We start from the raw sequence: 25,986 nt of genomic DNA, 5'->3' as shown, positions 1-25,986 counted from the left end.
GCCTCGCAGAAGCTTCGGTGCATTGGCGGCCCGGTTTGCCTTGAACGCTTTGCGGTTAAGTGTACTGCCCGGGGCAGGGTGCCGTGACCGAGCGTCGCTTTGCCGAAAGAAGAAAAGTACATTGAGGTCAGGGCGCGCTAGACCCTAGCTGGACGCAGGAAACCTGCTATGCTTTGCCCATGCCAGAAGGGAAGGCTGCCATACAATCCTCAAAAACAAAAAGGGGAAGCAGCCAAGAAATCCCTCAAGCGAACAGGGATAGAACAATATGAATAATCGTTTGCGTAAGATCACTATCGTGGGTGGTGGCACGGCGGGTTGGATGACCGCGCTGATACTGGACATGGTGTTTTCACGCACCTCGGCCCCTAAGGATCGCCCGCGCATCTGCCTGATCGAAAGCCCCAATATCGCCACCGTTGGCGTTGGTGAGGCCACGGTACCGCGCATGCCGGTCACTCTGCGTCAGGCGGGCATTTCCGAGCGGGATTTTTTCCGCGAGACAAATGCGTCGTTCAAGCTGGGTGTGAAGTTCTGCAATTGGAACAAGGACGCAAAGGGCAATCGCATCGATTATGTGAACCCTTTTGCCCACGGTCAGTTGTTGGAAGGATTGGAAGCCGCCGAATATTTCTTGCGCTTTGGCAACGGCGATAGGGACTTTACGCAATCCATCTCGCCGCATGACGATCTGGCCCGCCTGTGCAAGGGGGGGCGACCGCTGGGTCAGCCCGAGTTCGAGCAACGGTTTGGCTATGCTTATCATCTGGACGCTGTGAAATTTGCGGGCATGCTGACCAAGGTCTGCACCAAGCGCGGGGTGGAGCACATTCAGGATGAGGTGCAGGCGGTTGAGCTGGATGAACAGGGCAATGTCAGCCATCTGATGTTAGAGCGTAAGGGCCGCCACGACATCGAGATGGTCATAGATTGCACCGGGTTCCGCGGCTTGATCATCAACAAGGCTCTGGGTGAGCCGTTTATGGATTACTCGGCATACCTGCCCAACGACCGCGCCATGGCGTTACAAATCGAACATCCCGACCCAGAGAAAATCGAAAGCGTCACCCGGTCTACCGCGCTGGGTGCCGGTTGGACATGGCGGGTGCCGCTCTACAACCGTGTGGGCACGGGCTATGTGTATTCATCGGCGCATCGCACGGATGATCAGGCGGCCGATGAATATCTTGAATGGCTAGGCGACAGCGGAAAAGGTTTGACACCGCGTGTGATTCCAATGCGCATCGGGCGCGTGCGCAATGCCTGGGTCAAGAACTGTCTGGCAATCGGTTTGTCCGGCGGGTTCATTGAACCGTTGGAAAGTACCGCGATCCATATGGTTGATCATGCAGTGCGCTGGTTCGCAGAACACCTGCCTACACGCGATATCGAACCATCGCTGCGGGCCAGATATAACCGGCAAATGAACAAGATGTATGACGAGGTCCTGGATTTCATCTGTCTGCACTATCGCCTGGGCAACCGCACGGATGATCAATATTGGATCGATGCGCGCACAGAGATGAAGATACCGGATCGTTTGGCCGAAAACCTGGAATTGTGGCAGCACCGCCTGCCCATGGAACACGATATCGAATTCGCCACACTGTTTAATTTCCGCGTTTATCAGACGGTTCTTTTGGGCAAGCAGGTCTATGACACCGGCTATGGGACCGGCATCCGTGATCGTCTGCGACCGTTGAAGAAACCGATTTGGTTCCAGTGGTGGAAGGGCGCGAAGGTGGATCTTGCGCAGATCCTCAAGGCGATGCCGGATCACAAAACACTGCTGCGCGATATCCGAGGAGAGCTGGAGCAACCCCCAGCCTTCGGTAAGTCGGCAGCGATGCAGCCGACCGTCGCGATGCCGGGCGAACAACTTGCACCCGTGGCAATCCAGAACATGCCGAACCTTGCCGAAATCCAAAGTGGCAGGAAAGATCTGCAATTGTTCTAGACGTACCGGACGCTCCGCGCAGCATTGCAGTGATGGCAGCATTGAACTGCGCTGCGCGGACCAAGGGCCTACTAGAGAAATGTAAAATGCCTGCGCTAAAGCGCGGGTCCTTCACGCAGCTTTTCCTGCTCGGACGGGGTGGGCGTGTGATTGAAGACAAAGGCCGTGCGGCAGGCTTCTTCTCCGCCCAGGTCTTCGATTTTCTTTCGCTGGTCGGCAAAGGCGCGGGCGTTGACCTCTTCGGGGTCACAAATTTCGCGCAGACGGCTTTCCCCTTCGACCAGCGCAGTCCGAACCTGCGGGTCATTTACCCGATCCAGCGCGCGGTTGGTCTGTTCTTGAGGATCGGTTGACAGGTCGAACAATTGCGGGGGCTGACCGACATAGTAGACGTATTTCCACTTGCCCCATCGCACCATGAAACTGCCGGTTTTTGACCCACCATCGTGGTATTCGCTGAAACCGGTCCGTTCAAGGTCGTCCGGCGCATTGGCCAACCCGATCAGAGACAAGCCGGGCTGACCAGCGTTGCCGTCGTCGTCTTCGACGCCGCAGACGTCCCGGGCGGTTGCAGCGATATCGGTCAGGTTGGTACATGTGGTAATACGTCGCCCCGACGGGATACCCGGGCCGGCCGCGATCATCGGAATTCCTGCACTGGCCTCATACATTACCTGTTTGGTCCAAAACCCCTGATCCCCCATCATGTCACCGTGGTCGGATACATAGATCACGACCGTATTTTCAGCATGACCACTGTCGGACAAGGCTTTCAGGATGCGCCCCACGCAATCATCCATCAGTGAGGTCAGACCATAGTAAGCCGCCTTGGCTTCGCGCATTCTCTGTTCGTCAAAATAGTCATCGTAGTTGAAGAACGCAGCGATGTTGCGCAGCTCTTCATGATCCGGCAGCCCTTTGCCATACCCGACCGGCAAATCCATCTGAGCTGGGTCGTAAAGGGCGTACCATTCCTTGGGACAGGTCAGGGGATAATGCGGACTGACCAGCGACACAAATGCAGCCCAGGGTTTTTCCTGACGCGTGGGATCGGCCAACCAGGCTTCAGCTGCTGCGGTAATGTCCAGATCGTAATCGGTATAGGTGCTGGGCCCGACGCCCACATCACCCGCCAGCTCGGATGCCGAATCATAGTCTGGTGGGTTTTCGCGCAATAGCCCAACGGCCCAGCCGACACCTCCGACCACGTGCATCGGCAGGATTTCCCGCGAGAAGCCATTGTCGTCTTCGTTGGACCTGAAATGCAGTTTTCCAACAGAGACGACCTCGCGCCCTGCATCGCGCACCTGCCGCATCCAGCTGCGCGGATGTCCGTCATAGGGTGTTGCGCTGTCCCAGTTTCCTGTCGTGTGAACCCAGTCTCCGGTCGCAAGCGCCGCCCGTGTGGGTACGCACATGGGTGAAGGCGTGTAGGCGGACTCAAACATCGTTCCGCGCGCGGCCAGTGCATCCAGATTGGGCGTTTTGACAATCGGATGGCCAGCGCATCCCATTGCGTCTTTGCGGTGTTCGTCTGAAATGATGACGAGAAAGTTCAGGTCTTGACGCATGAGATCCTCCGACTTTTTCAAAGCTTCGCAAGTGGCGCAGACTTTGCTGTTCGAAACACGACATTCTTCGCAGGAATCGGGAGTTGCGCCTAACGAGAGTGGTTGCACATGGTTTATTCTAATGTAATAACATAGCAAAACTATCGAGCGAGCATGACGATATCCGTTGACACCCGACAGTCTGGGTACGTGCGCGCCGATGAACGGAGCGCACAATGACTGACCGCAGAAAGAACCGAATCCTGCGCAGCCGGATCAAACGCCGCCGGCAGACGGGATCGCCAATGCAGGCCTATGACGCGTTGCCTGCCGAATTGCGATTGTGGCTTGCCTCGGCTTGTTTACCGTGGAGCCCGGCCTCGGCGCTGCGCATTTGGCGTAAAGTAGGCGGCGCGCATAGTCCCGATGATGCCTATTCGCGATTGAATGCGATTGAGCAGTCCATGTTGCAACGGGACGGGCGCGTTTGGGACATGGCGCGCCGAGTGTGACGGCGGCCGATGCCCTGTATATCAAGGCTTTCCTCTTGCACATGTCGAGAATTCCGCATATACGCGCGCTGTCAACACAAGGGCGGTCAACGTCCGGATGACGTTACTGAGCAGGGCCGGGTCACCTCGGCCCTTTGTGTTTGTTTGCTCAGTGGCGCACCGGGTCACGTCCGATGACACCATGAAACAAGACCGGCGGAGACAACCGCTCGGCCAGTAAAAACGTATGTAAAGGAAAACACTGCCAGATGGCTGATACAACCATGGAGGAATTCGAAGCCCTCCTGAACGAAAGCTTCGAAATGGACACGCCCGAAGAGGGTTCTGTTGTCAAAGGCAAGGTTCTGGCGATCGAAGCCGGCCAAGCCATCATCGACGTTGGCTACAAAATGGAAGGCCGCGTTGATCTGAAAGAATTCGCGAATCCCGGCGAAGCTCCTGAAATCGCAGTTGGTGACGAGGTAGAAGTCTACCTGCGCGCCGCAGAGAACGCCCGTGGCGAAGCTGTCATCTCGCGCGAGATGGCCCGCCGTGAAGAGGCATGGGACCGTCTGGAAAAAGCATATGCCGACGACCAGCGCGTCGAAGGTGCAATCTTTGGCCGCGTCAAAGGTGGCTTCACCGTCGATCTGGGTGGCGCAGTTGCGTTCCTGCCCGGCTCGCAGGTTGACGTTCGCCCCGTGCGCGACGCTGGCCCGCTGATGGGTCTGAAGCAGCCGTTCCAGATTCTGAAAATGGACCGCCGCCGTGGCAACATCGTTGTGTCGCGCCGCGCTATCCTGGAAGAATCGCGTGCCGAACAGCGTGCCGAAGTCATTGGCAACCTGACCGAAGGTCAGACCGTCGAAGGCGTGGTCAAGAACATCACCGAATACGGTGCGTTTGTTGACCTGGGCGGCGTTGACGGCCTGCTGCACGTCACTGACATGGCATGGCGTCGTGTGAATCACCCGTCCGAGATCCTGACGATCGGCGAAACCATCAAGGTTCAGGTCATCAAGATCAACAAAGAGACCCACCGCATCAGCCTGGGCATGAAGCAGCTGCAGGAAGATCCATGGGATCTGGTTGCTGCCAAGTATCCGCTGAGCTCGGTCCATCAGGGTCGCGTCACCAACATCACCGACTACGGCGCGTTCGTCGAGCTGGAAGCCGGTGTCGAAGGTCTGGTGCACGTGTCCGAGATGTCCTGGACCAAGAAAAACGTCCACCCCGGCAAGATCGTTTCGACCAGCCAGGAAGTCGACGTCATGGTTCTGGAAATCGACGGCGCCAAGCGTCGCGTGTCTCTGGGCCTGAAGCAGACCATGCGCAACCCGTGGGAAGTGTTTGCAGAAACACACCCCGAGGGCACCGAAGTCGAAGGCGAAGTCAAAAACATCACCGAATTTGGTCTGTTCATTGGCCTCGAAGGCGACATCGACGGCATGGTTCACCTGTCCGACCTGTCGTGGGACGAACGTGGCGAAGATGCGATCCAGAACTACCGCAAAGGCGACATGGTTTCGGCCGTTGTCTCGGAAGTTGACGTGGAAAAAGAGCGTATCTCGCTGTCGATCAAAGCCCTGGGTGGTGACAAGTTCGCAGAAGCCGTTGGCGGCGTGAAGCGCGGTTCGATCATCACTGTCGAAGTCACTGCGATCGAAGATGGCGGCATCGAGGTGGCATACGAAGGCATGAAGTCCTTCATCCGTCGTTCCGACCTGTCGCGTGACCGTGCAGAGCAGCGCCCCGAGCGTTTCTCGGTTAACGACAAGATCGACGTCCGCGTCACCAATGTCGACAGCAAGACTCGCCGTTTGGGTCTGTCGATCAAGGCACGTGAGATCGCCGAAGAGAAAGAGGCCGTGGAACAGTACGGTTCTTCCGACTCGGGCGCATCGCTGGGCGATATCCTGGGTGCAGCGCTGAAATCCGGCGACTAAGCTCAGGCTGGTTTTCAGCCGAATTTACGGCCCCGTGCAGACGCGCGGGGCCGTTTTTGTTGCGAATCAATATGTTCCAAAATTTGGGCTTATTGCGGCCGTCGTTCACGCTTTAAGAGCGGATTTTGCCTGAACAAGCAAAAAATCGCGCGACTTTGCTGTAAAATGAATGCTTTGCACACAGAGTTTACGTTCCCCCGATCACGGTTTTTTCCTATACTGTCCAGAAGTATAGACATGGTTAACCGGTCGCCTGGGAGGGTAACACTCATGATCCGTTCAGAACTGATTCAGAAAATCGCCGACGAAAACCCGCATCTCTATCAGCGTGATGTCGAGCGGATTGTGAATACCGTGTTCGAAGAAGTGACAGATGCCATGGCGCGTGGCGACCGTGTTGAACTGCGCGGCTTCGGTGCGTTCTCGGTCAAACAACGTGACGCGCGTGTTGGCCGCAATCCTCGTACGGGTGAGACCGTGCAGGTCGAAGAAAAATGTGTTCCATTCTTCAAAACTGGCAAGTTGCTAAGGGACCGATTGAACGGTAAAGCCTGACACCATGATGCGTTACCTTCGATATGCTTTCCTGGCGATCCTCGGGATCGTTCTTGTGTCAATCTCGCTGGCCAATCGCCAGATCGTCGAGTTGAAGCTGATGCCGGATGCCCTGGCCGAGTTGCTGGGGCTCAATTTCTCAACGTCTTTGCCACTGTTCATCGTGGTGCTGGGCGGCGTTGTGGCCGGTTTGATCATCGGCTTCCTGTGGGAATGGCTGCGCGAGCATAAACACCGCCGCGATGCCTCGACCAAGACCGGAGAAGTGCGCAAGCTTGAGCGTGAGGTCAAGAAGCTCAAGAAAAAGCAGAACGAGGGCAAGGACGACGTTCTGGCTCTGCTGGACGAAGCCAGCTAAGGCACTTTTATGACGAACGTAGCTGTTAAAATCTGCGGGCTGACCGCACCTGATCACGTGCGCGCTGCGGCTGATGCCGGTGCACGCTATGTCGGCTTTGTCTTTTTCTCAAAATCGCCGCGGCATCTAGCCCTTGATGCAGCGGCAGGGCTGGCGCAGCTTGTTCCTGCAGGCGTGGCCAAGGTCGCGCTGACCGTGAATGCGACGGACGAAGAACTGGACCGTATCATCGCACGCGTGCCCTTGGACATGTTGCAATTGCATGGCAAGGAAACACCGCAGCGGGTTTCAGAAGTACGCGACAGATTTGGCCTGCCGGTGATGAAAGCAATCGGCATCGCCGAGGCCGAGGATCTGAGCGCAATTGACCTGTATTCCGAGGTTGCAGATCAGTTGCTGATCGACGCGAAACCTCCGCGTACATCCGAACTGCCGGGCGGGAATGGATTGGCCTTTGATTGGCGGCTGCTGGCCGGCCGGAAATACTGGCGAAAGCCGTGGATGCTGGCCGGGGGACTGACGCCAGACAACGTTGCCGAGGCGATCCGGATGACCGGCGCAAAACAGGTTGATGTATCTTCCGGCGTCGAAAGTTCGCCCGGAGTTAAAGACTCCATTAAGATTTCTGAATTCGTGTCCGCCGCCCATTGATCTGCTTGCTGACCTCCCCCGTATATAACGTCGGGGAGGAGCAATGATGCTTGCAGCGATTGGCGGGGTTACCCTGAACCATTGGTACAACGCGCCAGAGTTCTTTTGGCGCGCAGGACAAGCATTGAAGCAGGCGCGTGGTGACCCATTATGCGTGCATGCGCAGATGTTCCCTCACGGTGGGCTCTACTTTTCACTCAGTGTTTGGCAAGACGCCGAGGCCATGCTGACATTTGCCCATTCGGGACCACACAGGCGCGTTCTTGCGGTGTCAGACCGGTTGTCCATCACGCACGAGTTCCACCATTTCTCATGCATCGCGGTGCCGACCGAAGAGCAGGCCCTGCGGATCTGGAAGCATCGATACAGGCCCACAAAATGATACGTTTTGCCATGGCAAAACCTGTCAGCACCTCCTATGAACAACGGGTACGACGAGGGAGACACCCATGGCCAACGATCTATTCAATTCCTTCATGTCCGGTCCCGACGAACAGGGCCGCTTTGGCATCTTCGGCGGACGGTTTGTCAGCGAAACGCTGATGCCGCTGATTCTGTCGCTGGAAGAGGAATATGAGAAGGCCAAGGATGATCCGACTTTCTGGGCTGAAATGGACGATCTGTGGGCGAACTACGTGGGTCGCCCCTCGCCGCTGTACTACGCAGAACGCCTGACTGAGCACCTGGGCGGCGCGAAGATCTATCTCAAGCGCGATGAGCTGAACCACACCGGCGCACACAAGATCAACAATGTTCTGGGCCAGATCATTCTGGCGCGGCGCATGGGTAAAACCCGAATTATTGCGGAAACCGGGGCAGGGCAACACGGCGTGGCCACCGCCACCGTCTGCGCCAAGTTTGGCCTTAAGTGTGTGGTCTACATGGGCGCGCACGACGTGCAGCGTCAGGCACCGAATGTCTTCCGTATGCGTTTGCTGGGTGCCGAAGTGATTCCGGTGACGAGCGGCAGAGGCACGCTGAAAGACGCGATGAACGACGCGCTACGCGACTGGGTGACCAATGTGCGCGACACGTTCTACTGCATCGGCACTGTGGCGGGCCCGCACCCGTATCCGGCGATGGTGCGTGACTTCCAGTCAATCATCGGCAAGGAAGCTAAGGAGCAGATGCAAAAGGCCGAAGGCCGTTTGCCCGATACGCTTATCGCCGCCATCGGCGGTGGGTCGAATGCGATGGGTCTGTTCTACCCGTTCCTTGACGACAAGAGCGTCAACATCATCGGTGTTGAGGCGGGCGGCAAAGGTGTGAACGAAAAGATGGAGCATTGCGCTTCGCTGACCGGCGGTCGCCCTGGTGTGCTGCACGGTAATCGCACGTACCTGCTGCAGGATAATGACGGCCAGATCCTTGAAGGCTATTCGATCTCGGCCGGTCTGGATTACCCCGGCATCGGGCCTGAGCATTCCTGGCTGAATGACATCGGTCGCGCGAACTATGTCTCGATCACCGACAAAGAGGCGCTGGAAGCGTTCCAGCTGTGCTGTGCAACCGAAGGCATTATCCCCGCGTTGGAACCCAGCCACGCGCTGGCACATGTTATGAAGATCGCGCCAGAGCTGCCCAAGGATCACCTGATCTGCATGAACATGTGCGGGCGCGGCGATAAGGACGTTCAGACTGTGGCCAAATACCTGAACTTCGACATGTCCGATACCGAAGGACGTACTGCTGGCTAACGACTACCCGGGGCTTTGCGTCCCGGGTCTTTCATGCCACGCTGGTGGGCATGCAGGACGCGTCCAGTTCAGATAAACTCGCTCAAAAATACGATGCCGCGGCACCCGGCTGGGCGGATAAGATGCGTCTGCTGGGCTATTTTGACGCCTATCTGGGGTTTCTGTCGACTGGTTCAGCAGATGATTTAGGCCGGAACGGGCTGGATGTCGGGTGCGGGACCGGCGCTTTTGCCGAGGCACGTGCAGTCATTCAACCCAAAGGTCGGGTCACTCTGCTCGAGCCATCCGGGAAAATGCTGAAACAGGCCGAGGGTGCATTGGCCCAAAGGGGCGTTACGACCCAGACTGCCCGATCACGGTTGGAGAAATTTCACCCAGCCGAGCCCTTTGATTGCATTCTCGCCGCCCATGTCCTTGAACATTGCAGCGACCCCACCGATGCCCTACACCACATGCGCAGGCACGCCACGCCAGCGGCAAAGCTATGGCTGGTCGTTAGCAAACCGCACTGGTGCAACGCGATTATCTGGCTTCAATGGCGTCACCGGTCCTACAGGCCGCAACAGGTGGCCAAGATGCTAAAGGATGCGGGGTGGCTGCTGGAGGCGGAGCACAGTTTTCCAACTGGTCCGCCCTCGCGCACATCGCGTGGCTATCTGGCGCGCGCCGTGTAAACATCAATCCGGTGTTGGCGACATGGATTGATCAGTTCTGATGCAAAACCGTTTCGAACCCCTCGAACTGAGGTGGTCCCACCAGAGCCGACTGCGTCTTGCCGTTGCCAGCTTTTTTGTGCGCATCCCGGAATTGTTGGGACTTGGTCCAGGCTTCGAAATCGCTGCGATTGTCCCAGATCACATGGCTGGAATACAGCCGATATCCGTCGTCTTCGGGGCCTTTCAGAAGGCGAAACTCCTGAAACCCTTGCAGTTCTTTCAAGCGGCTTTCGCGGTCTTTCCAAACGGATTCGAAATCGGCTTCGTTGCCCAGACGGACTTTGAAGCGGTTCATCGCGATAAAGCTCATAGCCTACCTCGTTTTTAACGGTTTTGCGCTTGCTAAACAAAGTGTCGGCTGGCGGGTTTCTTTGATGTGGTTTTGTCCCCGAGGTCAATCGGGTTTCGCGGCGTATTCGCGTAAGATTCCAATAGGGACGATGTCCAGCGCCCGCTGATGCGTGGCCTCAAGGTCGGCCTTGGGCGCGCAGCCCTCGTCATGGGCCTGCAGGAAACGCCCGGCACAAAGGCACCATTTGTCACCGGGTTTGAGACCGGGAAAGTCGAATTCAGGGCGCGGTGTGCTCAGGTCATTGCCGACATATTTGGAATAGGCCAAAAACTCGGCCGTCATGACCGCGCAGACCGTGTGACTGCCCTGATCTTCGGCGCAGGTGTTACAGGCCCCGTCCCGAAAGAACCCGGTCTGTGGATCGCGGGAGCAGGGGGCAAGGACGCCCCCCAGAACGTTTATGCTGTCCAGTTTTTGCATGAGCACACCTTACAGGCTTTGAGCGATCGTGCGGAACATTTCTATGTTCGCCTCGTTGACACCATCGTCGCGGAAATTGCGATCAGCCCCGGTTGCGACGATAACAACACCGCGCGGTTGGTCGAAATAGATGTACTGGCCATATACGCCACGGGCCAGAAACTCACCTTCATGCGCGCCAAGGGGGATCCACCACTGATAGCCATAGCCGATCTCTCCGGCCTTGGTGGGGGCGCTGGGAAAAACGGATTCCGCAATCCATTCGGCGGGTACAATCTGCTGACCGTTATGCTCGCCGTTTTGCAGGATCATCTGTCCAAACCGCGCAAAGTCGCGAGTGGTGAAGTTCAACCCGCCCAGGACGAAAGCCACGCCGGCACCATCGGTGACATAGTAACCGTCGTGTTCAAGACCCAGTGGTTCAATGATCTTTTCGGTCAGCAAGTCAGCCACAGACCGGTCCGTCGCACCGCGAACAACCATGCCGATAACGTGGGTGTCGATCGAGACATATTGCCATGTCTCGCCGGGCTCGACGAACGTTTCGTTCAGCGAGGCGGCAAAGTCATCCAGCTCTCCACCCAGGGCGACGACGCGACCCATTCGGTTGATGTCGGAGTTGTAGTCCAGATAATCCTCGTCGAAAGTCACACCGCTGGCCATGTTCAGAACATTGCGGATCGTTGCGCCGTCATAGGCCGTCCCCTGCAGTTTCGGGGCGTATTTGACCACTGGATCGTCCAGGGAGTCGATGGCGCCTTCGGCCATCAGGATGCCGAACAGGGCGGACAGATAGCTTTTGGCGACCGACCAGGATATCCGGCGATCCTCGGGGGCGGTCCCCAAATAGTATTCTTCGAACCTGATCTGCCCGTCCTGCATGACAAGCAGCGAGGTGACGGCCCGGTCTTCGATCCATTTGTCCGTACTCTCGGGCAGGTCAAAACCGGGGCCGTAGGGCAGTTCGAATGTCGTACCTTCCCCCCTTGGCAGGTCGACAGTCAGGAAGGCGTCATCCATGTGAGAGAAGTTGTGAATGATCTTTTCTTCGGAAAACAAAGAGTTCACGGCCATCAGGCGCTTAATTTCTTCGCGCTTCCAAAAGCCAACGACCACCGCAGCCAGCACCAACATCAAAACGATGCGCAGCACCCATTTGATCAGGGTTCGCATATGTCTCCTCCCTCTTTCGTACCGTATTGGAGCGCGGACGGGCGCAGTTCGCAATTGAGACGTAGCGGCAACGTCGCTGGTCCTATTTGAACTTGTCCATCAGTTTTTGCATGGCTGACCTGTTGTCGGTCTCGGGTTCCGGTGCGGGCTTTGGGGTGGATTTTGCTTCGCTCGCAGTAGTTTTCGATGAACGCGGTGGTGCGGTCCGCAATGCGACCGCGTTCATGAATTTGCCTCCATCGCCATTGGCCAGATGGCCGGCACCGTCGGATACGCCTCGCAGCACGTCTTCCAACCAGTCCGCATCCGCCTTTGCAAAGTCACTCAGGACGTAGGGCGAGACCATTTCCTTGCGCCCCGGGTGCCCGATGCCCAGACGCACCCGGTCATAGGCAGGGCTGATATGCTCGTGGATCGATCGCAACCCGTTGTGCCCGGCGTGACCTCCACCCGCTTTGACGCGCACCTTGCCCGGCGCAAGATCCAGCTCATCGTGAAAAACGGTTACATCGGTCGAGTCCAGTTTATAAAACCGCATGGCTTCGCCCACGGATTGGCCGGAACGGTTCATGAAGGTTTGCGGTTTAACCAAGAGCACCTTTTCTGACCCCAGCCGCCCTTCGGCGATTTCTGCCTGAAACTTTGATTTCCACGGGCCGAAACCGTGATCGTCGGCAATCCTGTCCAGTGCCATGTACCCGATATTGTGTCGGTTCCGGGCGTATTTCTGCCCCGGATTTCCCAGTCCGACAAAAAGTTTCATGACTCTGCTCTGCGCCTCCTAGTAGGACTTGCCCCTCATGCCCCGAAATGGATCGAAAATCCAGTGATGGCAAGGTGCAAAAGACGAGCTTCAGCCTTTGGGCGTGTACCAGATCGGAGAGGTATAGGCGCGTTCGGTTGTGGTCATCGGCACGTCGGCATCCATCTGGACGTTGAACCTTTTGGCCTCATAGGCCGTCCAGCGCGGCGTCGGGATTTCGATGACGCGGACATAATAGAAGGCCCGCTGCGACGGGTCGAAATCCGGGTCCTGCCAATAGGTGATCAATTCCGGTGCACCAATTGTGTTGGTCCAAGTCGCGTTTCCCACATCGACCGTGTTCCCGACCAAAGGCAATTTGCCGTCTGCGTCGGGCACACGATCTCCGCCCCATGCCACGTCATAGACCTTTTCTCCACGCGTCCCGTCTGCGTTCAGCCACCCTTTGATGACCTGTACACGGTCGAGATTGCCGCTATAGGGGTCTTTCAGTGCTGCGATCAGGAAATTCGGGGCACCGTCGCCGGTTCTGGCGGGTAGATCCGAACCCATCGGTACGCCCTTGGCGTAGCCAAGATCGGCAGGCAGGCGAGACAGAGCATCTTCTTCTGCAAAACCCCAGCCGCCGAAGAACCGCACCAGCATACGTGAACCGGTGGTGCCGTAGACCTCGCGCCGCTCGAGCGCGTCAAAGATCGCCTCGCGGGTATTCTCCATGGCCCAAACAGCAGCATATCCACCCGAGGCCTGTTTCCAGCCATAGATTGAGAACTCGGGGTCGGGGGCTCCGATAACCAAATGTTCCCAGCGGTTTGGCTCCGGTTCCACGCCGGAATGCTTGCCAAAGAAGTTCTCCTCTTCCACGGCTGCCATGCCAGTATGCGCGTCAGTCGAACCAATCTGACCGACCTTGTAGGGGTTGATGCCCAGTTGTTCTTCCAGCATCAGACCGGTTTTGTAAGCCTCGCGGGAATACTCGTATTGCAACATGTCCTGAGTCTTGGCTTCGGTCCCGTTCAGGTTTGACGCGTCCCACGTGTCAAAATCCGCGAATTCGTCATCGGGGCTGAGAAACGGATGCGCTTCACTGTCACCTTTGATCTGCGTAGTTTCGATGACCGGTTCGAACCGCGCACGCAGGCGCGCGTTTTCTTCCGATAAGGGCGTCCCGTCAAAGTTCGAAACTGAAAACAAGCGACCATTGGACAGGTTGCCATTATGGGGAATTGCAAGCACGTCACCGCCTGTCCGATCCTCATAGTCGGCCAGGTGTGCCCATAGGTCTTCAGGGTTCTTACTGTCGAATTGCGAGAACGGAAGTACCTGATTGGCGTTGGCCGCAGCATCCCGGAAGATCACGTTGCGGTGGATGTTGTCTCCGCCCTCAGACGTCCACTCGTAACCGATCAGAGCGGTAAAAACGCCGGGCTCGTTGTACTGGTCCGCAAGGGCCGTATAGTTCTGCCAAGCGTCCTTGATGGCTTTGGGATTGTCGATCGGGGGCTCATTCCCGGACAACGACGCCACGATTTCCATAGCGGTGGCAAAGACAATGTCGTTGTCGTTGCTGGTAAGCGCGTCGTACCAGGCTTTGCCTTGCGGGGTCGACAGAACATTCTGATCCCCGCCAAGTAACTGGGGCATTAGCCCATACATTTCGGCATGGTCCGAGATTACAAGCTAATCCAGTGGTTGGGAAAGCTTTACCTGCAATCCATGCGTCGTAGTGACTTCGTGGCCTCGCGCGAACCGAAACGCGTCGTCTTGGCTAAGACGGGTCATGGTTCCGGCGTCAACGGACACCTGGGTATGAAGATGTGTGTCACCCCAAAGCGGTCGGGTCGGAAAGTTTCTACCGGCATATGGCGAGAAATGATCTGACGTGAAACGTTCAGCAACGTCATCCTTACTGGGCAGAGTGTCCTGCACTTGCGCAGTGACCGAAGATCCGAAACCGACGCTGACGGCCATTGAAATTAGGGCTGGTAGGAAATTTGATTGGGGTCTCATGATCGCGTGCTCCGCTGAACTATTCGATGAGCTGGTGGCATTCCAATTGGGCCACTGGCAGCGAACTTAGCACAGTCTGCGATCAAATGCGAAAATGTGCATTTGAAAAAAACGGGGCTCCGATGGAACCCCGTTTCATTTTCAGTCCAGTTAAACCTGAACTTATTCTTCGGCTTCCTGACCGACGACTTCAACTTCGTCTGCGGCCACTTCACCTTCTTCACCCTCTTCGTCGTCGCTTGTCGACAAACCAGTCGGTGCCGAGATGTTCGCGATCACGAAGTCACGGTCGATAGTCGGCTTGGTGCCTTCGGGCAGATCGACCGACGAAATGGTGACAACGTCGTTGATGTTCATGCCGGTCACGTCAACGGTGATTTTCTCAGGAATATCACCTGCGGTGCACATCAGTTCGACCTCTGGACGGACAACGGTCAGAACGCCGCCCTTCTTGATGCCGGGTGCTTCTTCCTCGTTGATGAACTCAACCGGGATGAACAGCGCGATTTTGGTGGTGCGACGCAGGCGCATCAGGTCCAGGTGGGTCGGCAAGTCTTTGACGACGTCACGTTGAACGTCGCGGCAGATGACGCGAACGTCTTCCTGGCCTTCAACCTTCAGGTTCCACAGGGTCGACTTGAACCGGCCAGCTTTCAGGCGCTTGAACAGTTCGTTGAACGGGATCTGGATCGGCAGCGGTTCTTTGTCGCCACCAAATACGATGCCCGGAACCATGCCGTCGCGGCGTGCCTGACGAGCGGCGCCCTTGCCTGTCCCCGTCCGTTCCAGAGCTACGAGATCAGGAATCTCTCCAGCCATGATAATTCTCCAATGTTAGGGCGGGCATCCTCCAAGGCTGTATGCCCGCGTGAAGCCGCGTCCTTAGCTTGAATTGTCAGGTTTGAAAAGGGGTTTTTCGCGGTCTTCATACTTTGCGAGGCTCTGCCTCGCGCTCCGGGATATTTGGGGCCAGATGAAGATCGGATCCCGTGCTTCATCTGGCAGAAAATATCTCGGGGGAATCGCAGCTTGCTGCGGTGGGGCAGAGCCCCCTTTGAAATGGTTTGCTGGAAGGTTTTGCGAGATCAGGCTTGCCATCGGCCGCCGAAACCCTCGGGGATCAGCAGGTTGTGACGACCCAGACTGCTCACATCCCGCTCGCCGCACAGGGCCATCGTGGTATCCAGCTCTTTGTGGATGATATCCAGCGCGGTCGTGACACCTTGTTGGCCCATCGCACCCAGCCCATAGACAAAAGCGCGACCGATGTAAGTGCCCTTGGCCCCAAGTGCCAGCGCTTTGAGAACGTCCTGCCCGGACCGGATGCCACTGTCCAGATGGACTTCGACGGCATCACCAACTGCGTCCATGATTTCAGGCAAGACACGGATCGAACTGAGCGCCCCGTCCAACTGTCGCCCGCCGTGGTTTGAAACAACGATGGCATCGGCGCCCAGCTTAACCGCCATCCTGGCGTCCTCGGCATCCAGAATGCCCTTCAGGATCACCTTGCCGCCCCACTGCTCCACCAACTTTTCGACCTTTTTCCAATCGAGGCTGGGGTCGAATTGCTCGGCCGTCCACGCACCCAGCGATGAGGCATCAGAAACGCCTTCGGCATGACCAACGATATTGCCAAACTCGCGCCGATGTGCGCCCAGCATCTCGATCCCCCAAGCCCATTTGGTCATGAGGTTTGCGATTGTCTTGGCGGTCAGTTTCGGCGGCGCGGACAAGCCATTTTTCAGATCTTTGTGGCGCTGCCCCAGAATTTGCAGGTCCAGGGTGATCACCAATGCCGAACATTTGGCATCCTTGGCGCGCTGGATCAGGCGACCGACGTAATCCTGATCCTTCATAGCATAAAGCTGGAACCAAAAGGGTTTGCTTGTATGCCCTGCGACATCCTCGATCGAATTGATCGACATGGTCGACAGGGTGAAGGGCACACCGAACTCCTCGGCAGCCTTTGCTGCCTTCATCTCACCGTCCGCGTGCTGCATGCCTGTCAGGCCAACTGGGGCCAGAGCCACCGGCATCGCAACATCCTGCCCGATCATCTGCGTTGCAGTCGAGCGCCCGTCCATGTCCACGGCGACCCGCTGGCGCAGCCTGATATCTTCGAAATCCGAGCTGTTCTCGCGGAAGGTTTGTTCGGTCCAACTGCCGCTTTCGGCATAGTCGAAAAACATGCGCGGCACGCGGCGTTCGTAGATGCGTTTCAGGTCGTCGATATTGGTAATAACGGGCATTTGTTTCGGCCTTCGCTGGATTGGTTCTTTTTGTTTACCAACCATTTGAGGCCCTCGCAACGCCGGGACTTTGCGATGCGACGCCACGAACTCCGGGCAACAAAAAACGCGGCCGGACAGGGCCGACCGCGTTGAAAATTGATCAGGTCTCAATCAGGCTGAGTGTGCGCCGTCAGCCAGAGATTTCACGAAATCCAATACTTCGCCGGTGGGCTTGCCTGCAGCGATCTGGCTGACGATAGCAGAGCCGACCACTGCACCATCAGCAACAGTTGCGATTGCCTGTGATTTTTCAGGTGTATTGATTCCGAACCCGACGATCACTGGTAAATCGGTTGCGGATTTGATGCGGGCGACCTCGGGGCCAACATTTGTAGCTTGGGCTTCGGCCGCACCGGTAATGCCGGTGATTGACACGTAATACACAAAGCCCGATGTGTTCTGCAGAACGCGGGGCAAGCGCTTGTCATCGGTGGTCGGCGTGGCCAGACGGATAAAGTTCAGACCTGCGGCTTGTGCGGGCAGGCATAGCTCTTCATCTTCTTCTGGTGGCAGGTCGACGACGATCAGACCGTCAATTCCGACCTCCTTGGCATCTGCAAGGAACTTATCGACGCCGCGGTTATAGATCGGGTTGTAGTAGCCCATCAGCACAATCGGAGTGGTATCGTCGGTCTCGCGGAAGGCGCGGGCCAGATCCAAGGTTCGCTGCAAGGTCATTCCACCGTCCAGTGCGCGCTGACCGGCGGCCTGGATCGTCGGGCCGTCTGCCATTGGATCGGTAAAGGGCAGGCCCAGTTCGATGACATCGACACCTGCGCCGGGCAGGCCCTTCACGATCTCAAGCGAAGTCTCAAAATCTGGGTCTCCGGCCATGATGTAGGCGACGAACGCCTTCTTTCCCTGTTCTTTCAGAGAGGCGAACTTGGCGTCGATACGGGTCATAAGCTGTCCTTGCAATCAGGTTCAGACCTGATGTGCAGAAACTTTGAAAAGAAATCAATCCCGGTTCGCAGCGCAGCCCCTAGAACGCAAGGTGGTATCGCAGCAGCACGGAATTGACGCCCGGGTTTTCCTGTTGCGTGCTTGCATTCGATTTATGCGTAATCGCAACAGAGACTTTGTTGCCGTTGTTCAGCGTATAACCGACGCCCAACAGGCTGCGGATCTGGAAACTGCCGCCCAGGTCGTTCAATTCCTCTGATTCAGAGAAATAGCCGGGCATGACGCTGCCCTCTACGAACCAGCGTTCAGCGAAAGTGTATGTACCGATCAGGCCAGCACCCACATGAACGTCACCGGCTTCGTCCACGGTCAGCGCACCACCCCATGTCGCGGACAGGCGCGTTGCCTCGTAGAAAGGGCGATGATGGTATTCGACCGAAAAGGCGGCCTGGTCTTTTGCGTCACTTTCGGAAAAATCTGCATATCCGGCACCGAAGACAACTGATTGTGCGTGTGCGGAGGTCGTGGCGAAAAGAACCCCAAGGGCAAGAACGAAAGATCTCATGTCAGCATTCACTATTCAATTTTTCTAAATGGCTAATTGGTGATTCTAGTGCTCTCGTTTCAATGTGCGCAAGCGCACAAAGCCGTGACAATCAATTGTGTTGTCAAAACGCCCTTGCGTACCTAATGCGCCCGCTGGCTTGCGCATTGTGCCCGACCTGCATAGAAGCTGCGCTCGAATGCTATGCAGGAGGCCGTCATGGGCTTTAAAATGGGAATCGTGGGTCTGCCGAACGTGGGTAAGTCGACCCTCTTCAATGCGCTGACCAAAACCGCAGCTGCGCAGGCGGCTAATTTCCCGTTCTGCACGATCGAACCCAATGTGGGCGATGTGGCCGTCCCCGACGACCGGCTGGACAAGCTGGCCGCCATCGCAAGCTCCAAGCAAATCATCCCGACGCGCATGACCTTTGTGGATATTGCCGGTCTGGTGAAGGGTGCTTCGAAAGGTGAAGGGCTGGGCAACCAGTTTCTGGCCAACATCCGCGAGACTGATGCCATTGCCCACGTGCTGCGCTGTTTCGAAGATGGCGATGTGACCCACGTGGACGGCCGCGTCGATCCTGTGGCCGATGCTGATACCATCGAGACCGAGTTGATGTTGGCCGATCTGGAAAGCATCGAAAAGCGCCGCGCCAATCTAGTGCGAAAGCTGAAAGGCAATGACAAAGAGGCGCAGCAGCAGGAACGTTTACTGGCTGAAGCGCAGGCGATGCTGGAAGACGGCAAACCCGCGCGTCTGGTCGAAGTCTCTGACGAAGACGCCAAGGCATGGACGATGCTGCAGCTGCTGACCACAAAACCGGTTCTCTATGTCTGCAACGTGTCCGAGGAAGAAGCCGCCGAGGGTAACGAATATTCCGCCCGCGTGGCTGAAATGGCCGCCGCTCAAGGCAATTCCCACGTCATCATCAGCGCCAAGATCGAAGAAGAGATTAGCCTGCTGGAAGAAGACGAGGCGCAGATGTTCCTTGAGGAGATGGGTCTGGAAGAGCCCGGCCTCGACCGCCTGATCCGTGCCGGCTATGACCTGCTGAAACTGGAAACCTATTTCACCGTTGGCCCGAAAGAGGCCCGCGCCTGGACCATTCGCACGGGCACCGCCGCGCCGCAGGCCGCTGGTGTGATCCATGGCGATTTCGAAAAAGGTTTCATTCGCGCTGAGACGATCGCCTATGACGACTACATCGCTGCGAATGGCGAACAGGGCGCAAAGGAAGCAGGCAAGATGCGGGCCGAAGGTAAGAGCTACATCGTCAAGGATGGCGATGTGATGCATTTCCTATTCAACACTTAAGGGTGCGCTGGGCGCGAACACCATTCGACAGGCGGGTTTTGCGATACCCATTCTGCAACGAGTCCGTCGATACGCTTCAAGCGGGCTATGAAAACCAGCCGAAGTAGCTACATCATCGGCATGGTGAAGTTCGTATTGGCATTAACTACGGCTGTTCTTCTATCGTCACTTCCCGTCCTCGCCGACAAAACGGACGAGGCGATTGAGATAGTTTCATGCATCAACATGGCGAATGGGCATTCTGAGCCGGTGTATGGAACGCCTTGGGAACTATCGCAGGCAGTGCTTGAGCTGCCCTTTAAACATGAGTTAGAGCGACTGGCTGACGGGTACTTTTTTATTGGCGGAAGACGACTCGGGTATCACGGCACTTGGGCGGCGTTTCTTGATCTTTCTCTCAGCGATGGGATCGCTTATGAAGTGAAAGATCAGGACGACGCCCTTTTGATTTTTGCGTCCAGCTTTGTACCGCCCGAGGTTGTTTCGGCCTTGGGTGAGTGTGGTGTAGTATGGGGCGGTTTTTGGATTGAGGAATATCCCATTGTGGTCCTCGACCCTCCGCCTGTAACGCCGCTGCCCGAGGAACAAAGGCTGCCCAACAATCCACTAGAAAGCGGTGTGGACTTGCTTCCTCCCAAAAGAACATCGGAGTAACCCCGATGTTCCGTGACATCCTGTTCAGTCCCGCGCCAAATCTGTTTTTGTTTGACTGAGGCGATTCTGACACCCTCCACAACTCCGAGCTTTTCTCACAGGCAAAAATCCCGCTAGAGTGATATTCGACCCGCCATCCGAGACAACTCCAAATGATCGAAATCCGCGACCTGCAATTGCTTAGCGCTTTGGCGCGGCATCGTCATTTTGCCAAGGCGGCCGAAGAATGCGGGATTTCTCAGCCAGCGTTTTCCATGCGCATTCGGAATCTCGAGGACCGGCTGGGTGTCTCCATCGTGCGCCGCGCCAACAGGTTTCAGGGTCTGACTGAAGAAGGCGAGATGATCGTCCAACGTGCGCGACGCATTCTGGATGAGACAAAGGCGCTGGAACAGCAGGTTCTGGCCTCGAAGGGTGAGATTACCGGGACACTGAAACTGGGGGTGATCCCAACCGCGATTGCCTTTACCGGTCGGCTGATCAAGCGGCTGCATCAGGCGCATCCGCGCGTTGTCACACGGATCGAAACCATGTCGGCCTCGTCCATTCAGCACCGGTTGGATGAGGGTAGTCTGGATGCGGGGATCACTTATGGCGACAGCATTGGCACCGACTTGCGGCAGGTGCAGCCGTTGTACGAAGAGACTTACGTGCTGTTGATCCCGTCGCATATGACCGAAGAAACCGGGCCGATCCCGTGGACACAGGTTGCCGAGTTTCCACTCAGCCTGCTTGAGCCGCAGATGCAGAACCGTCGCATACTGGACCGCATCTTCGCTGAGCAGGGCCTCCACCCCCAAGTGGTCGCTGAAACCAGCGGCTTTACAGCCTCAATGGTCATGGCGCGTGAAGGGCTGGCAGCCACCGTTGTCCCCCGCGTTCTGGTTCGGGCGCTGGGTGAACTTAAGGGTACGAAAGTGCTGCCTCTGGTCGATCCTGTTGTAAGTAAACCGATTTGTCTGGCCACCTTAAGCCGAGACCCGGAATTGCCAACGGTTGGGGCTTTGCGCGCTGTGGTGACGTCTTTGCGGTGATAAGGTGTCGTTATCGTGCGATAGCGATAAGCGATTTGACGATATACTATTCTGATGAGACACGGAGCCTTAATCGGAGGGCATCATGGCACCATTAGATACCAAGCCATCAGGCGCACCCAAGGGCGTCTGGAAGTCAGGTAAAGGCAAAGGGCGGCATACGCCCAAAGGCCGTCAGTTCACGGATGAGGCGCAGGCCGAGATTGCGCGCCTACTGGGCGACCGCCCGCGTCGTCGCGATCTGTTGATCGAATTCCTGCATTTGATCCAGGATGAGCACGGCCATATCAGCGCCGACCATATCGCCGCGCTGGCGGTTGAGATGCGGATCGGTCAGGCCGAGGTCTACGAGACCGCGACGTTTTATGCCCATTTCGACGTAGTGAAAGAAGGCGAGGTGCCGCCGCCTGCGTTGACGATCCGTGTCTGCGACTCTCTCTCCTGCGAAATGGCCGGTGCCCAGCAGTTGCAAAAGGCCCTGGAAGATGGCTTGGACGCATCCGAAGTGCGTGTAGTGCGCGCGCCCTGCATGGGGCGTTGCGATACGGCCCCGGTGCTTGAGATTGGTCACAACCACATCGACCATGCGACCCCTGAAAAGGTGCAGGCCGCAATTGCCGCTGGTGATACTCACGCCCATCTGCCCGATTACGAAACCTTTGCCGCCTATGAGGCAAACGGTGGCTACGCCAAGCTGAAAGAGCTGCGCGAGAGCGGCGACTGGGAGAAAGTACAAGAAGACGTTTTGTCCTCAGGCCTGCGCGGTTTGGGTGGTGCTGGCTTCCCGTCCGGCAAGAAATGGGGCTTTGTACGCATGAACGAAGGCACCCGCTATCTGGCCGTGAACGGTGACGAGGGCGAACCCGGTACCTTCAAAGACCGTTATTATCTAGAGCGTGCGCCGCATGTTTTCCTTGAGGGTATGCTGATCGCTGCTTGGGCGGTCGAGGCAGAGACGTGCTTCATCTACATGCGTGACGAATACCCGGCGGTGCTGGAAATCCTCGCCCGCGAGATTGCCGCGTTGGAAGAGGCCGGGATCGTTGAGCCGGGTTACATTGACCTGCGCCGGGGTGCTGGTGCTTACATCTGCGGTGAAGAATCCGCGATGATCGAGTCGATCGAGGGTAAGAAGGGCCTGCCGCGCCACCGTCCTCCGTTTGTGGCGCAGGTTGGGGTCTTTAATCGTCCGACCTTGGTGCACAATGTCGAGACGCTGTATTGGGTCTCGAAGATCTGCCGCGAAGGGCCGCAGATTCTGAACTCTGTCGAAAAAAATGGTCGCAAGGGCCTGCGCAGCTATTCAATCTCGGGGCGGGTGACCAAGCCGGGTGTTTACCTGCTGCCTGCGGGTTCGACCATATTGGACGTGATTGAGGCCGCTGGCGGCATGATCGAAGGTCAGACCTTCAAAGCGTATCAGCCGGGTGGTCCATCCTCGGGTCTGCTGCCTGCGTCGATGGACGATATCCCATTGGATTTTGACACGCTGCAGCCACATGGCACCTTTATCGGATCCGCCGCTGTGGTGGTTCTGTCCGATCAGGACACCGCACGCGATGCAGCGCTGAACATGCTGCGCTTCTTCGAAGATGAAAGCTGTGGGCAGTGCACGCCTTGCCGGGCGGGCTGCGAAAAGGCTGTGAAGCTGATGCAGGCTGACAAGTGGGATCAGGATCTTCTGGAAGATCTGTGCCAGGTCATGGGCGATGCCTCGATCTGCGGTCTGGGGCAGGCGGCCCCGAACCCGATCCGTCTGGTCATGAAACACTTCGCTGACGAAATCTGAGGGAGACAGAGCCATGCTTGATGCAAGCCCAACCAAGACCGTCACCTTCAACCTGAACGGCGATGATGTCACCGTGCCCGAGGGCTGGACCATCTGGGAAGCCGCCAAGGGGCAGGGGTTCACGATCCCGCACTTATGTCACAAGCCTCAACCCGGCTATAAACCGGATGGCAACTGTCGCGCCTGTATGGTCGAGGTGGAGGGCGAGCGCACTCTGGTCGCCTCGTGCATCCGTCCGGCTGCGGACGGAATGGTGGTAAAAACCGATAGTGATCGGGCCGAGAAATCGCGCGCAATGGTCATGGAATTGCTAGTCGCCGACCAACCCGAAGAGGCGCACGATAAATCTAGCCACTTCTGGGATATGGCCAAGCTGAACGATGTCAGCGACAGTCGCTTCCCGGCGAAGGAGTTCGAGAAGATCCCTCTGCTGGATGACAGCCACGTTGCGATGCGCGTCAATCTGGATGCTTGCATCAACTGCAACCTCTGTGTCCGTGCTTGTCGCGACGTGCAGGTGAATGACGTGATCGGCATGGCCGGTCGCGGACACACCGCGCAGGTGGTGTTTGATCAGAACGACCCGATGGGGGATTCGACCTGTGTCGCATGCGGTGAATGTGTTCAAGCCTGCCCGACCGGTGCATTGATGCCAACCACTGTTCTGGACGATCAGCAGCAGGGGGACAGCAAGGATTACGATAGCGAAACCGAAAGTGTCTGCCCGTTCTGCGGCGTCGGCTGTAAGGTTTCGCTGAAGGTCAAAGACGGCAAGGTCAAATATGTCGAAGGCATCAACGGCCCGGCCAACGAAGGCCGCTTGTGTGTCAAAGGCCGCTTTGGTTTCGACTACATCCACCATCCACACCGCTTGACCAAGCCACTGATCCGGCGTGAGGATGCGCCTGCAAAGGGGTTGAATGTCGATCCGGGCAATCTGGGCACTCATTTCCGCGAGGCGACTTGGGAAGAGGCAATGGATCTGGCGGCCACCAAGCTGAAGGCGCTGCGTGATGAAGATCCGCGCAACGTCGCTGGCTTTGGTTCGGCCAAATGCACCAACGAAGAAGCTTATCTTTTCCAGAAGTTCATTCGTCAGGGCTTCAAGCACAACAACGTCGACCACTGCACCCGTCTGTGCCATGCCTCGTCCGTGGCGGCGCTGATCGAGAACGTGGGCTCAGGCGCGGTGACGGCCACCTTTAACGAGGTCGAGAACTCGGATGTGGTTATCATCATCGGGGCCAACCCGATCGAAAACCACCCCGTGGCGGCAACCTACTTCAAGCAGTTCACCAAGCGCGGTGGCAAACTGATCGTGATGGACCCGCGCGGCGTTGGTATGCGCAAGTTCGCAGACGAAATGCTGCAGTTCCGTCCAGGTGCTGATGTCTCGATGCTCAACGCGATCATGAACGTGATCGTCGAAGAGGAACTGTACGACAGCCAGTACATCCACCGCTGGACCGAGAACTGGGAAGCCGAGAAAGAGCATCTGCGCGCCTTCACGCCCGAAGCGATGGCGCCGATTTGCGGCATTGAGCCGGATCAGTTGCGCCGTGTCGCGCGTACCTTCGCACAGGCCAAGGCTGGTCTGATCTTCTGGGGAATGGGCGTCAGCCAGCACATTCACGGCACCGATAATTCCCGCTGCCTGATCTCGCTGGCATTGATGACCGGCAATGTTGGTAAACCCGGCGCGGGTCTGCACCCGCTGCGTGGCCAGAACAACGTGCAAGGCGCGTCTGACGCGGGTCTGATCCCGATGTTCCTGCCGGATTATCAGTCGGTTATGGATGACGGCATTCGGGCCAAATTCAACAATGTCTGGGACTCGGACGACTTCTCTAACGAGAAGGGCCTGACCGTGACCGAGATCATCGATCAGGCCTATGCGGGTAACATCAAGGGCATGTATATTCAGGGTGAAAACCCGGCCATGTCCGACCCGGATGTTGGTCACGCACGGGAAGCATTGGCCAAGCTGGAGCTGATGATCGTGCAGGATATCTTCCTGACCGAAACGGCCAACTATGCCGACATCATCCTGCCCGCCTCGGCGCTGTATGAAAAGAACGGCACCGTGTCGAACACCAACCGTCAGGTTCAGCGTGTGCGTCCGGCTGTGGCACCTCCGGGCGAGGCGCGTGAGGACTGGAAAATCACCGTCGAGCTTGCGCAGCGCATCGGGCTGAACTGGGACTACACGGATGTGTCTCAGGTCTTTGCCGAGATGAAGCTGACCATGGCGTCACTCGACAACATCACCTGGGAGCGGCTTGAGACCGAGACGATCACCTATCCATCGCTCAGTGAGACCGATCCGGGTCAGGCGATCGTGTTCGGTGACGGCTTCCCGCGGACAGACGGACGGGCCAAGTTCACCCCGGCCAGTGTCATCCCGCCGGATGAAGCGCCGGATGAGGAATACCCGATGATTGCCACAACCGGCCGTCAGCTGGAACACTGGCACACCGGGTCGATGACTCGCCGGTCCAACGTTCTGGATGCTGTGGAACCGGAAGCAAACTGTTCGATGAACCCTCGTCAGCTGAAACTGATGGGGATCGAGCCGGGCGAAATGATCCGTCTCACCACCCGTCGTGGCTCGATCGAGATCATGGTTCGAGCCGACCGGGCGATCGCCGAAGATATGGTGTTCATTCCGTTCGCCTATGTCGAGGCGGCGGCGAACATTCTGACCAACTCGGCCATCGACCCGTACGGCAAGATCCCCGAGTTCAAGTTCTCGGCCATTCGCGTCGAAAAGATCGAAGACGCCATCGCGGCGGAGTAAATCCGTCAAATACAG

General features: G+C 57.2%; 23 protein-coding genes and 1 pseudogene. 14 read left to right on the top strand and 10 right to left on the bottom strand.

Annotation, left to right across the window (positions count from 1 at the left end; all coding sequences use genetic code 11):
- Positions 1-268 precede the first annotated feature (268 nt).
- On the top strand, positions 269-1,957 hold the full coding sequence (locus AC2FI8_RS13715) for a tryptophan halogenase family protein (RefSeq protein ID WP_496779563.1): 1,689 nt from the start codon (positions 269-271) through the stop codon (positions 1,955-1,957).
- 95 nt (positions 1,958-2,052) lie between these two features.
- On the opposite strand, the gene AC2FI8_RS13710 is transcribed toward AC2FI8_RS13715, so the two are convergent.
- Entirely contained in the window at positions 2,053-3,528 is a 1,476-nt protein-coding gene (locus tag AC2FI8_RS13710; protein ID WP_496779561.1) for a sulfatase family protein, read from the bottom strand.
- 215 nt (positions 3,529-3,743) lie between these two features.
- Between AC2FI8_RS13710 and AC2FI8_RS13705 the strand changes: the two genes are divergently transcribed.
- From AC2FI8_RS13705 to AC2FI8_RS13670, 8 genes are all read left to right on the top strand, one after another.
- On the top strand, positions 3,744-4,019 hold the full coding sequence (locus AC2FI8_RS13705; protein WP_496779559.1) for a DUF6525 family protein: 276 nt from the start codon (positions 3,744-3,746) through the stop codon (positions 4,017-4,019).
- A 248-nt stretch (positions 4,020-4,267) separates the two neighbouring features.
- Positions 4,268-5,944, top strand: a complete 1,677-nt coding sequence (gene rpsA, locus AC2FI8_RS13700) for a 30S ribosomal protein S1 (protein WP_496779557.1) — start codon at positions 4,268-4,270, stop codon at positions 5,942-5,944.
- Positions 5,945-6,214: 270 nt separating this feature from the next.
- Complete coding sequence (gene ihfB, locus AC2FI8_RS13695) at positions 6,215-6,499, top strand: integration host factor subunit beta (protein WP_037310872.1); 285 nt, start codon at positions 6,215-6,217, stop codon at positions 6,497-6,499.
- Positions 6,500-6,506: 7 nt separating this feature from the next.
- Positions 6,507-6,857 (top strand): lipopolysaccharide assembly protein LapA domain-containing protein, encoded by a 351-nt coding sequence (locus AC2FI8_RS13690; protein WP_058273237.1) that lies wholly within the window; start codon positions 6,507-6,509, stop codon positions 6,855-6,857.
- 9 nt (positions 6,858-6,866) lie between these two features.
- Positions 6,867-7,508 (top strand): phosphoribosylanthranilate isomerase, encoded by a 642-nt coding sequence (locus tag AC2FI8_RS13685; protein WP_496779556.1) that lies wholly within the window; start codon positions 6,867-6,869, stop codon positions 7,506-7,508.
- 43 nt (positions 7,509-7,551) lie between these two features.
- Positions 7,552-7,890: a hypothetical protein gene (locus AC2FI8_RS13680; RefSeq protein WP_496779554.1), complete on the top strand. Its 339-nt coding sequence runs from the start codon at positions 7,552-7,554 to the stop codon at positions 7,888-7,890.
- Between the two features lie 67 nt (positions 7,891-7,957).
- On the top strand, positions 7,958-9,205 hold the full coding sequence (gene trpB, locus AC2FI8_RS13675; RefSeq protein WP_496767103.1) for a tryptophan synthase subunit beta: 1,248 nt from the start codon (positions 7,958-7,960) through the stop codon (positions 9,203-9,205).
- A 50-nt stretch (positions 9,206-9,255) separates the two neighbouring features.
- On the top strand, positions 9,256-9,879 hold the full coding sequence (locus AC2FI8_RS13670; protein WP_496779552.1) for a class I SAM-dependent methyltransferase: 624 nt from the start codon (positions 9,256-9,258) through the stop codon (positions 9,877-9,879).
- A 31-nt stretch (positions 9,880-9,910) separates the two neighbouring features.
- Here AC2FI8_RS13670 and hmuQ read toward each other — a convergent pair whose 3' ends face one another.
- The 9 genes and pseudogenes from hmuQ to AC2FI8_RS13625 all read right to left on the bottom strand — a co-directional run bounded on the left by hmuQ (position 9,911) and on the right by AC2FI8_RS13625 (position 18,401).
- Positions 9,911-10,231 (bottom strand): heme-degrading protein HmuQ, encoded by a 321-nt coding sequence (gene hmuQ / locus AC2FI8_RS13665; protein WP_496779550.1) that lies wholly within the window; start codon positions 10,229-10,231, stop codon positions 9,911-9,913.
- An 84-nt stretch (positions 10,232-10,315) separates the two neighbouring features.
- Positions 10,316-10,693 (bottom strand): DUF2237 family protein, encoded by a 378-nt coding sequence (locus AC2FI8_RS13660; protein WP_496767100.1) that lies wholly within the window; start codon positions 10,691-10,693, stop codon positions 10,316-10,318.
- Between the two features lie 9 nt (positions 10,694-10,702).
- A complete protein-coding gene (locus AC2FI8_RS13655; RefSeq protein ID WP_496779548.1) occupies positions 10,703-11,866 on the bottom strand; it encodes a serine hydrolase domain-containing protein in 1,164 nt (387 codons plus the stop codon).
- Positions 11,867-11,948: 82 nt separating this feature from the next.
- Positions 11,949-12,629 (bottom strand): aminoacyl-tRNA hydrolase, encoded by a 681-nt coding sequence (pth, locus tag AC2FI8_RS13650; RefSeq protein WP_496779545.1) that lies wholly within the window; start codon positions 12,627-12,629, stop codon positions 11,949-11,951.
- 90 nt (positions 12,630-12,719) lie between these two features.
- Positions 12,720-14,600: pseudogene (locus AC2FI8_RS13645) on the bottom strand (DUF3604 domain-containing protein).
- Positions 14,601-14,801: 201 nt separating this feature from the next.
- Positions 14,802-15,458, bottom strand: a complete 657-nt coding sequence (locus AC2FI8_RS13640; RefSeq protein ID WP_496767097.1) for a 50S ribosomal protein L25/general stress protein Ctc — start codon at positions 15,456-15,458, stop codon at positions 14,802-14,804.
- Positions 15,459-15,724: 266 nt separating this feature from the next.
- The gene (locus AC2FI8_RS13635) at positions 15,725-16,891 is read right to left on the bottom strand and encodes an alpha-hydroxy acid oxidase (RefSeq protein ID WP_496779543.1); all 1,167 of its coding nucleotides are present in this window, start codon (positions 16,889-16,891) and stop codon (positions 15,725-15,727) included.
- A 153-nt stretch (positions 16,892-17,044) separates the two neighbouring features.
- A complete protein-coding gene (gene trpA / locus AC2FI8_RS13630; RefSeq protein WP_496726827.1) occupies positions 17,045-17,836 on the bottom strand; it encodes a tryptophan synthase subunit alpha in 792 nt (263 codons plus the stop codon).
- Between the two features lie 79 nt (positions 17,837-17,915).
- Positions 17,916-18,401, bottom strand: a complete 486-nt coding sequence (locus tag AC2FI8_RS13625) for an acyloxyacyl hydrolase (protein WP_496779541.1) — start codon at positions 18,399-18,401, stop codon at positions 17,916-17,918.
- Between the two features lie 198 nt (positions 18,402-18,599).
- Here AC2FI8_RS13625 and ychF point away from each other — a divergent pair, with 198 nt between their 5' ends.
- The 5 genes from ychF (at position 18,600) to fdhF (ending at position 25,971) form a co-directional block, all read left to right on the top strand.
- Entirely contained in the window at positions 18,600-19,697 is a 1,098-nt protein-coding gene (gene ychF / locus AC2FI8_RS13620; RefSeq protein WP_496767093.1) for a redox-regulated ATPase YchF, read from the top strand.
- An 87-nt stretch (positions 19,698-19,784) separates the two neighbouring features.
- Positions 19,785-20,351: a hypothetical protein gene (locus AC2FI8_RS13615; RefSeq protein ID WP_496767092.1), complete on the top strand. Its 567-nt coding sequence runs from the start codon at positions 19,785-19,787 to the stop codon at positions 20,349-20,351.
- A 152-nt stretch (positions 20,352-20,503) separates the two neighbouring features.
- The gene (locus AC2FI8_RS13610) at positions 20,504-21,385 is read left to right on the top strand and encodes a LysR family transcriptional regulator (RefSeq protein WP_282170763.1); all 882 of its coding nucleotides are present in this window, start codon (positions 20,504-20,506) and stop codon (positions 21,383-21,385) included.
- Between the two features lie 85 nt (positions 21,386-21,470).
- Positions 21,471-23,174 carry an NAD(P)H-dependent oxidoreductase subunit E gene (locus AC2FI8_RS13605; RefSeq protein WP_496779539.1) on the top strand — a complete coding sequence of 568 codons (1,704 nt, stop codon included), beginning with the start codon at positions 21,471-21,473 and terminating at the stop codon, positions 23,172-23,174.
- Between the two features lie 13 nt (positions 23,175-23,187).
- A complete protein-coding gene (gene fdhF, locus AC2FI8_RS13600) occupies positions 23,188-25,971 on the top strand; it encodes a formate dehydrogenase subunit alpha (protein ID WP_496779537.1) in 2,784 nt (927 codons plus the stop codon).
- Positions 25,972-25,986: the final 15 nt, after the last annotated feature.

The sequence above is a fragment of the Ruegeria sp. CDSB029 genome, from assembly GCF_059611125.1.
This window is presented reverse-complemented; position numbering and strand designations above follow the sequence as displayed.

Bases quoted from the DNA above. Each gene is read 5' to 3' on its own strand.
- AC2FI8_RS13715 (WP_496779563.1), top strand. From the start codon at position 269: ATGAATAATCGTTTGCGTAAGATCACTATCGTGGGTGGTGGCACGGCG.
- AC2FI8_RS13710 (WP_496779561.1), bottom strand. From the start codon at position 3,528: ATGCGTCAAGACCTGAACTTTCTCGTCATCATTTCAGACGAACACCGC.
- AC2FI8_RS13705 (WP_496779559.1), top strand. From the start codon at position 3,744: ATGACTGACCGCAGAAAGAACCGAATCCTGCGCAGCCGGATCAAACGC.
- rpsA (WP_496779557.1), top strand. From the start codon at position 4,268: ATGGCTGATACAACCATGGAGGAATTCGAAGCCCTCCTGAACGAAAGC.
- ihfB (WP_037310872.1), top strand. From the start codon at position 6,215: ATGATCCGTTCAGAACTGATTCAGAAAATCGCCGACGAAAACCCGCAT.
- AC2FI8_RS13690 (WP_058273237.1), top strand. From the start codon at position 6,507: ATGCGTTACCTTCGATATGCTTTCCTGGCGATCCTCGGGATCGTTCTT.
- AC2FI8_RS13685 (WP_496779556.1), top strand. From the start codon at position 6,867: ATGACGAACGTAGCTGTTAAAATCTGCGGGCTGACCGCACCTGATCAC.
- AC2FI8_RS13680 (WP_496779554.1), top strand. From the start codon at position 7,552: ATGATGCTTGCAGCGATTGGCGGGGTTACCCTGAACCATTGGTACAAC.
- trpB (WP_496767103.1), top strand. From the start codon at position 7,958: ATGGCCAACGATCTATTCAATTCCTTCATGTCCGGTCCCGACGAACAG.
- AC2FI8_RS13670 (WP_496779552.1), top strand. From the start codon at position 9,256: ATGCAGGACGCGTCCAGTTCAGATAAACTCGCTCAAAAATACGATGCC.
- hmuQ (WP_496779550.1), bottom strand. From the start codon at position 10,231: ATGAGCTTTATCGCGATGAACCGCTTCAAAGTCCGTCTGGGCAACGAA.
- AC2FI8_RS13660 (WP_496767100.1), bottom strand. From the start codon at position 10,693: ATGCAAAAACTGGACAGCATAAACGTTCTGGGGGGCGTCCTTGCCCCC.
- AC2FI8_RS13655 (WP_496779548.1), bottom strand. From the start codon at position 11,866: ATGCGAACCCTGATCAAATGGGTGCTGCGCATCGTTTTGATGTTGGTG.
- pth (WP_496779545.1), bottom strand. From the start codon at position 12,629: ATGAAACTTTTTGTCGGACTGGGAAATCCGGGGCAGAAATACGCCCGG.
- AC2FI8_RS13640 (WP_496767097.1), bottom strand. From the start codon at position 15,458: ATGGCTGGAGAGATTCCTGATCTCGTAGCTCTGGAACGGACGGGGACA.
- AC2FI8_RS13635 (WP_496779543.1), bottom strand. From the start codon at position 16,891: ATGCCCGTTATTACCAATATCGACGACCTGAAACGCATCTACGAACGC.
- trpA (WP_496726827.1), bottom strand. From the start codon at position 17,836: ATGACCCGTATCGACGCCAAGTTCGCCTCTCTGAAAGAACAGGGAAAG.
- AC2FI8_RS13625 (WP_496779541.1), bottom strand. From the start codon at position 18,401: ATGAGATCTTTCGTTCTTGCCCTTGGGGTTCTTTTCGCCACGACCTCC.
- ychF (WP_496767093.1), top strand. From the start codon at position 18,600: ATGGGCTTTAAAATGGGAATCGTGGGTCTGCCGAACGTGGGTAAGTCG.
- AC2FI8_RS13615 (WP_496767092.1), top strand. From the start codon at position 19,785: ATGAAAACCAGCCGAAGTAGCTACATCATCGGCATGGTGAAGTTCGTA.
- AC2FI8_RS13610 (WP_282170763.1), top strand. From the start codon at position 20,504: ATGATCGAAATCCGCGACCTGCAATTGCTTAGCGCTTTGGCGCGGCAT.
- AC2FI8_RS13605 (WP_496779539.1), top strand. From the start codon at position 21,471: ATGGCACCATTAGATACCAAGCCATCAGGCGCACCCAAGGGCGTCTGG.
- fdhF (WP_496779537.1), top strand. From the start codon at position 23,188: ATGCTTGATGCAAGCCCAACCAAGACCGTCACCTTCAACCTGAACGGC.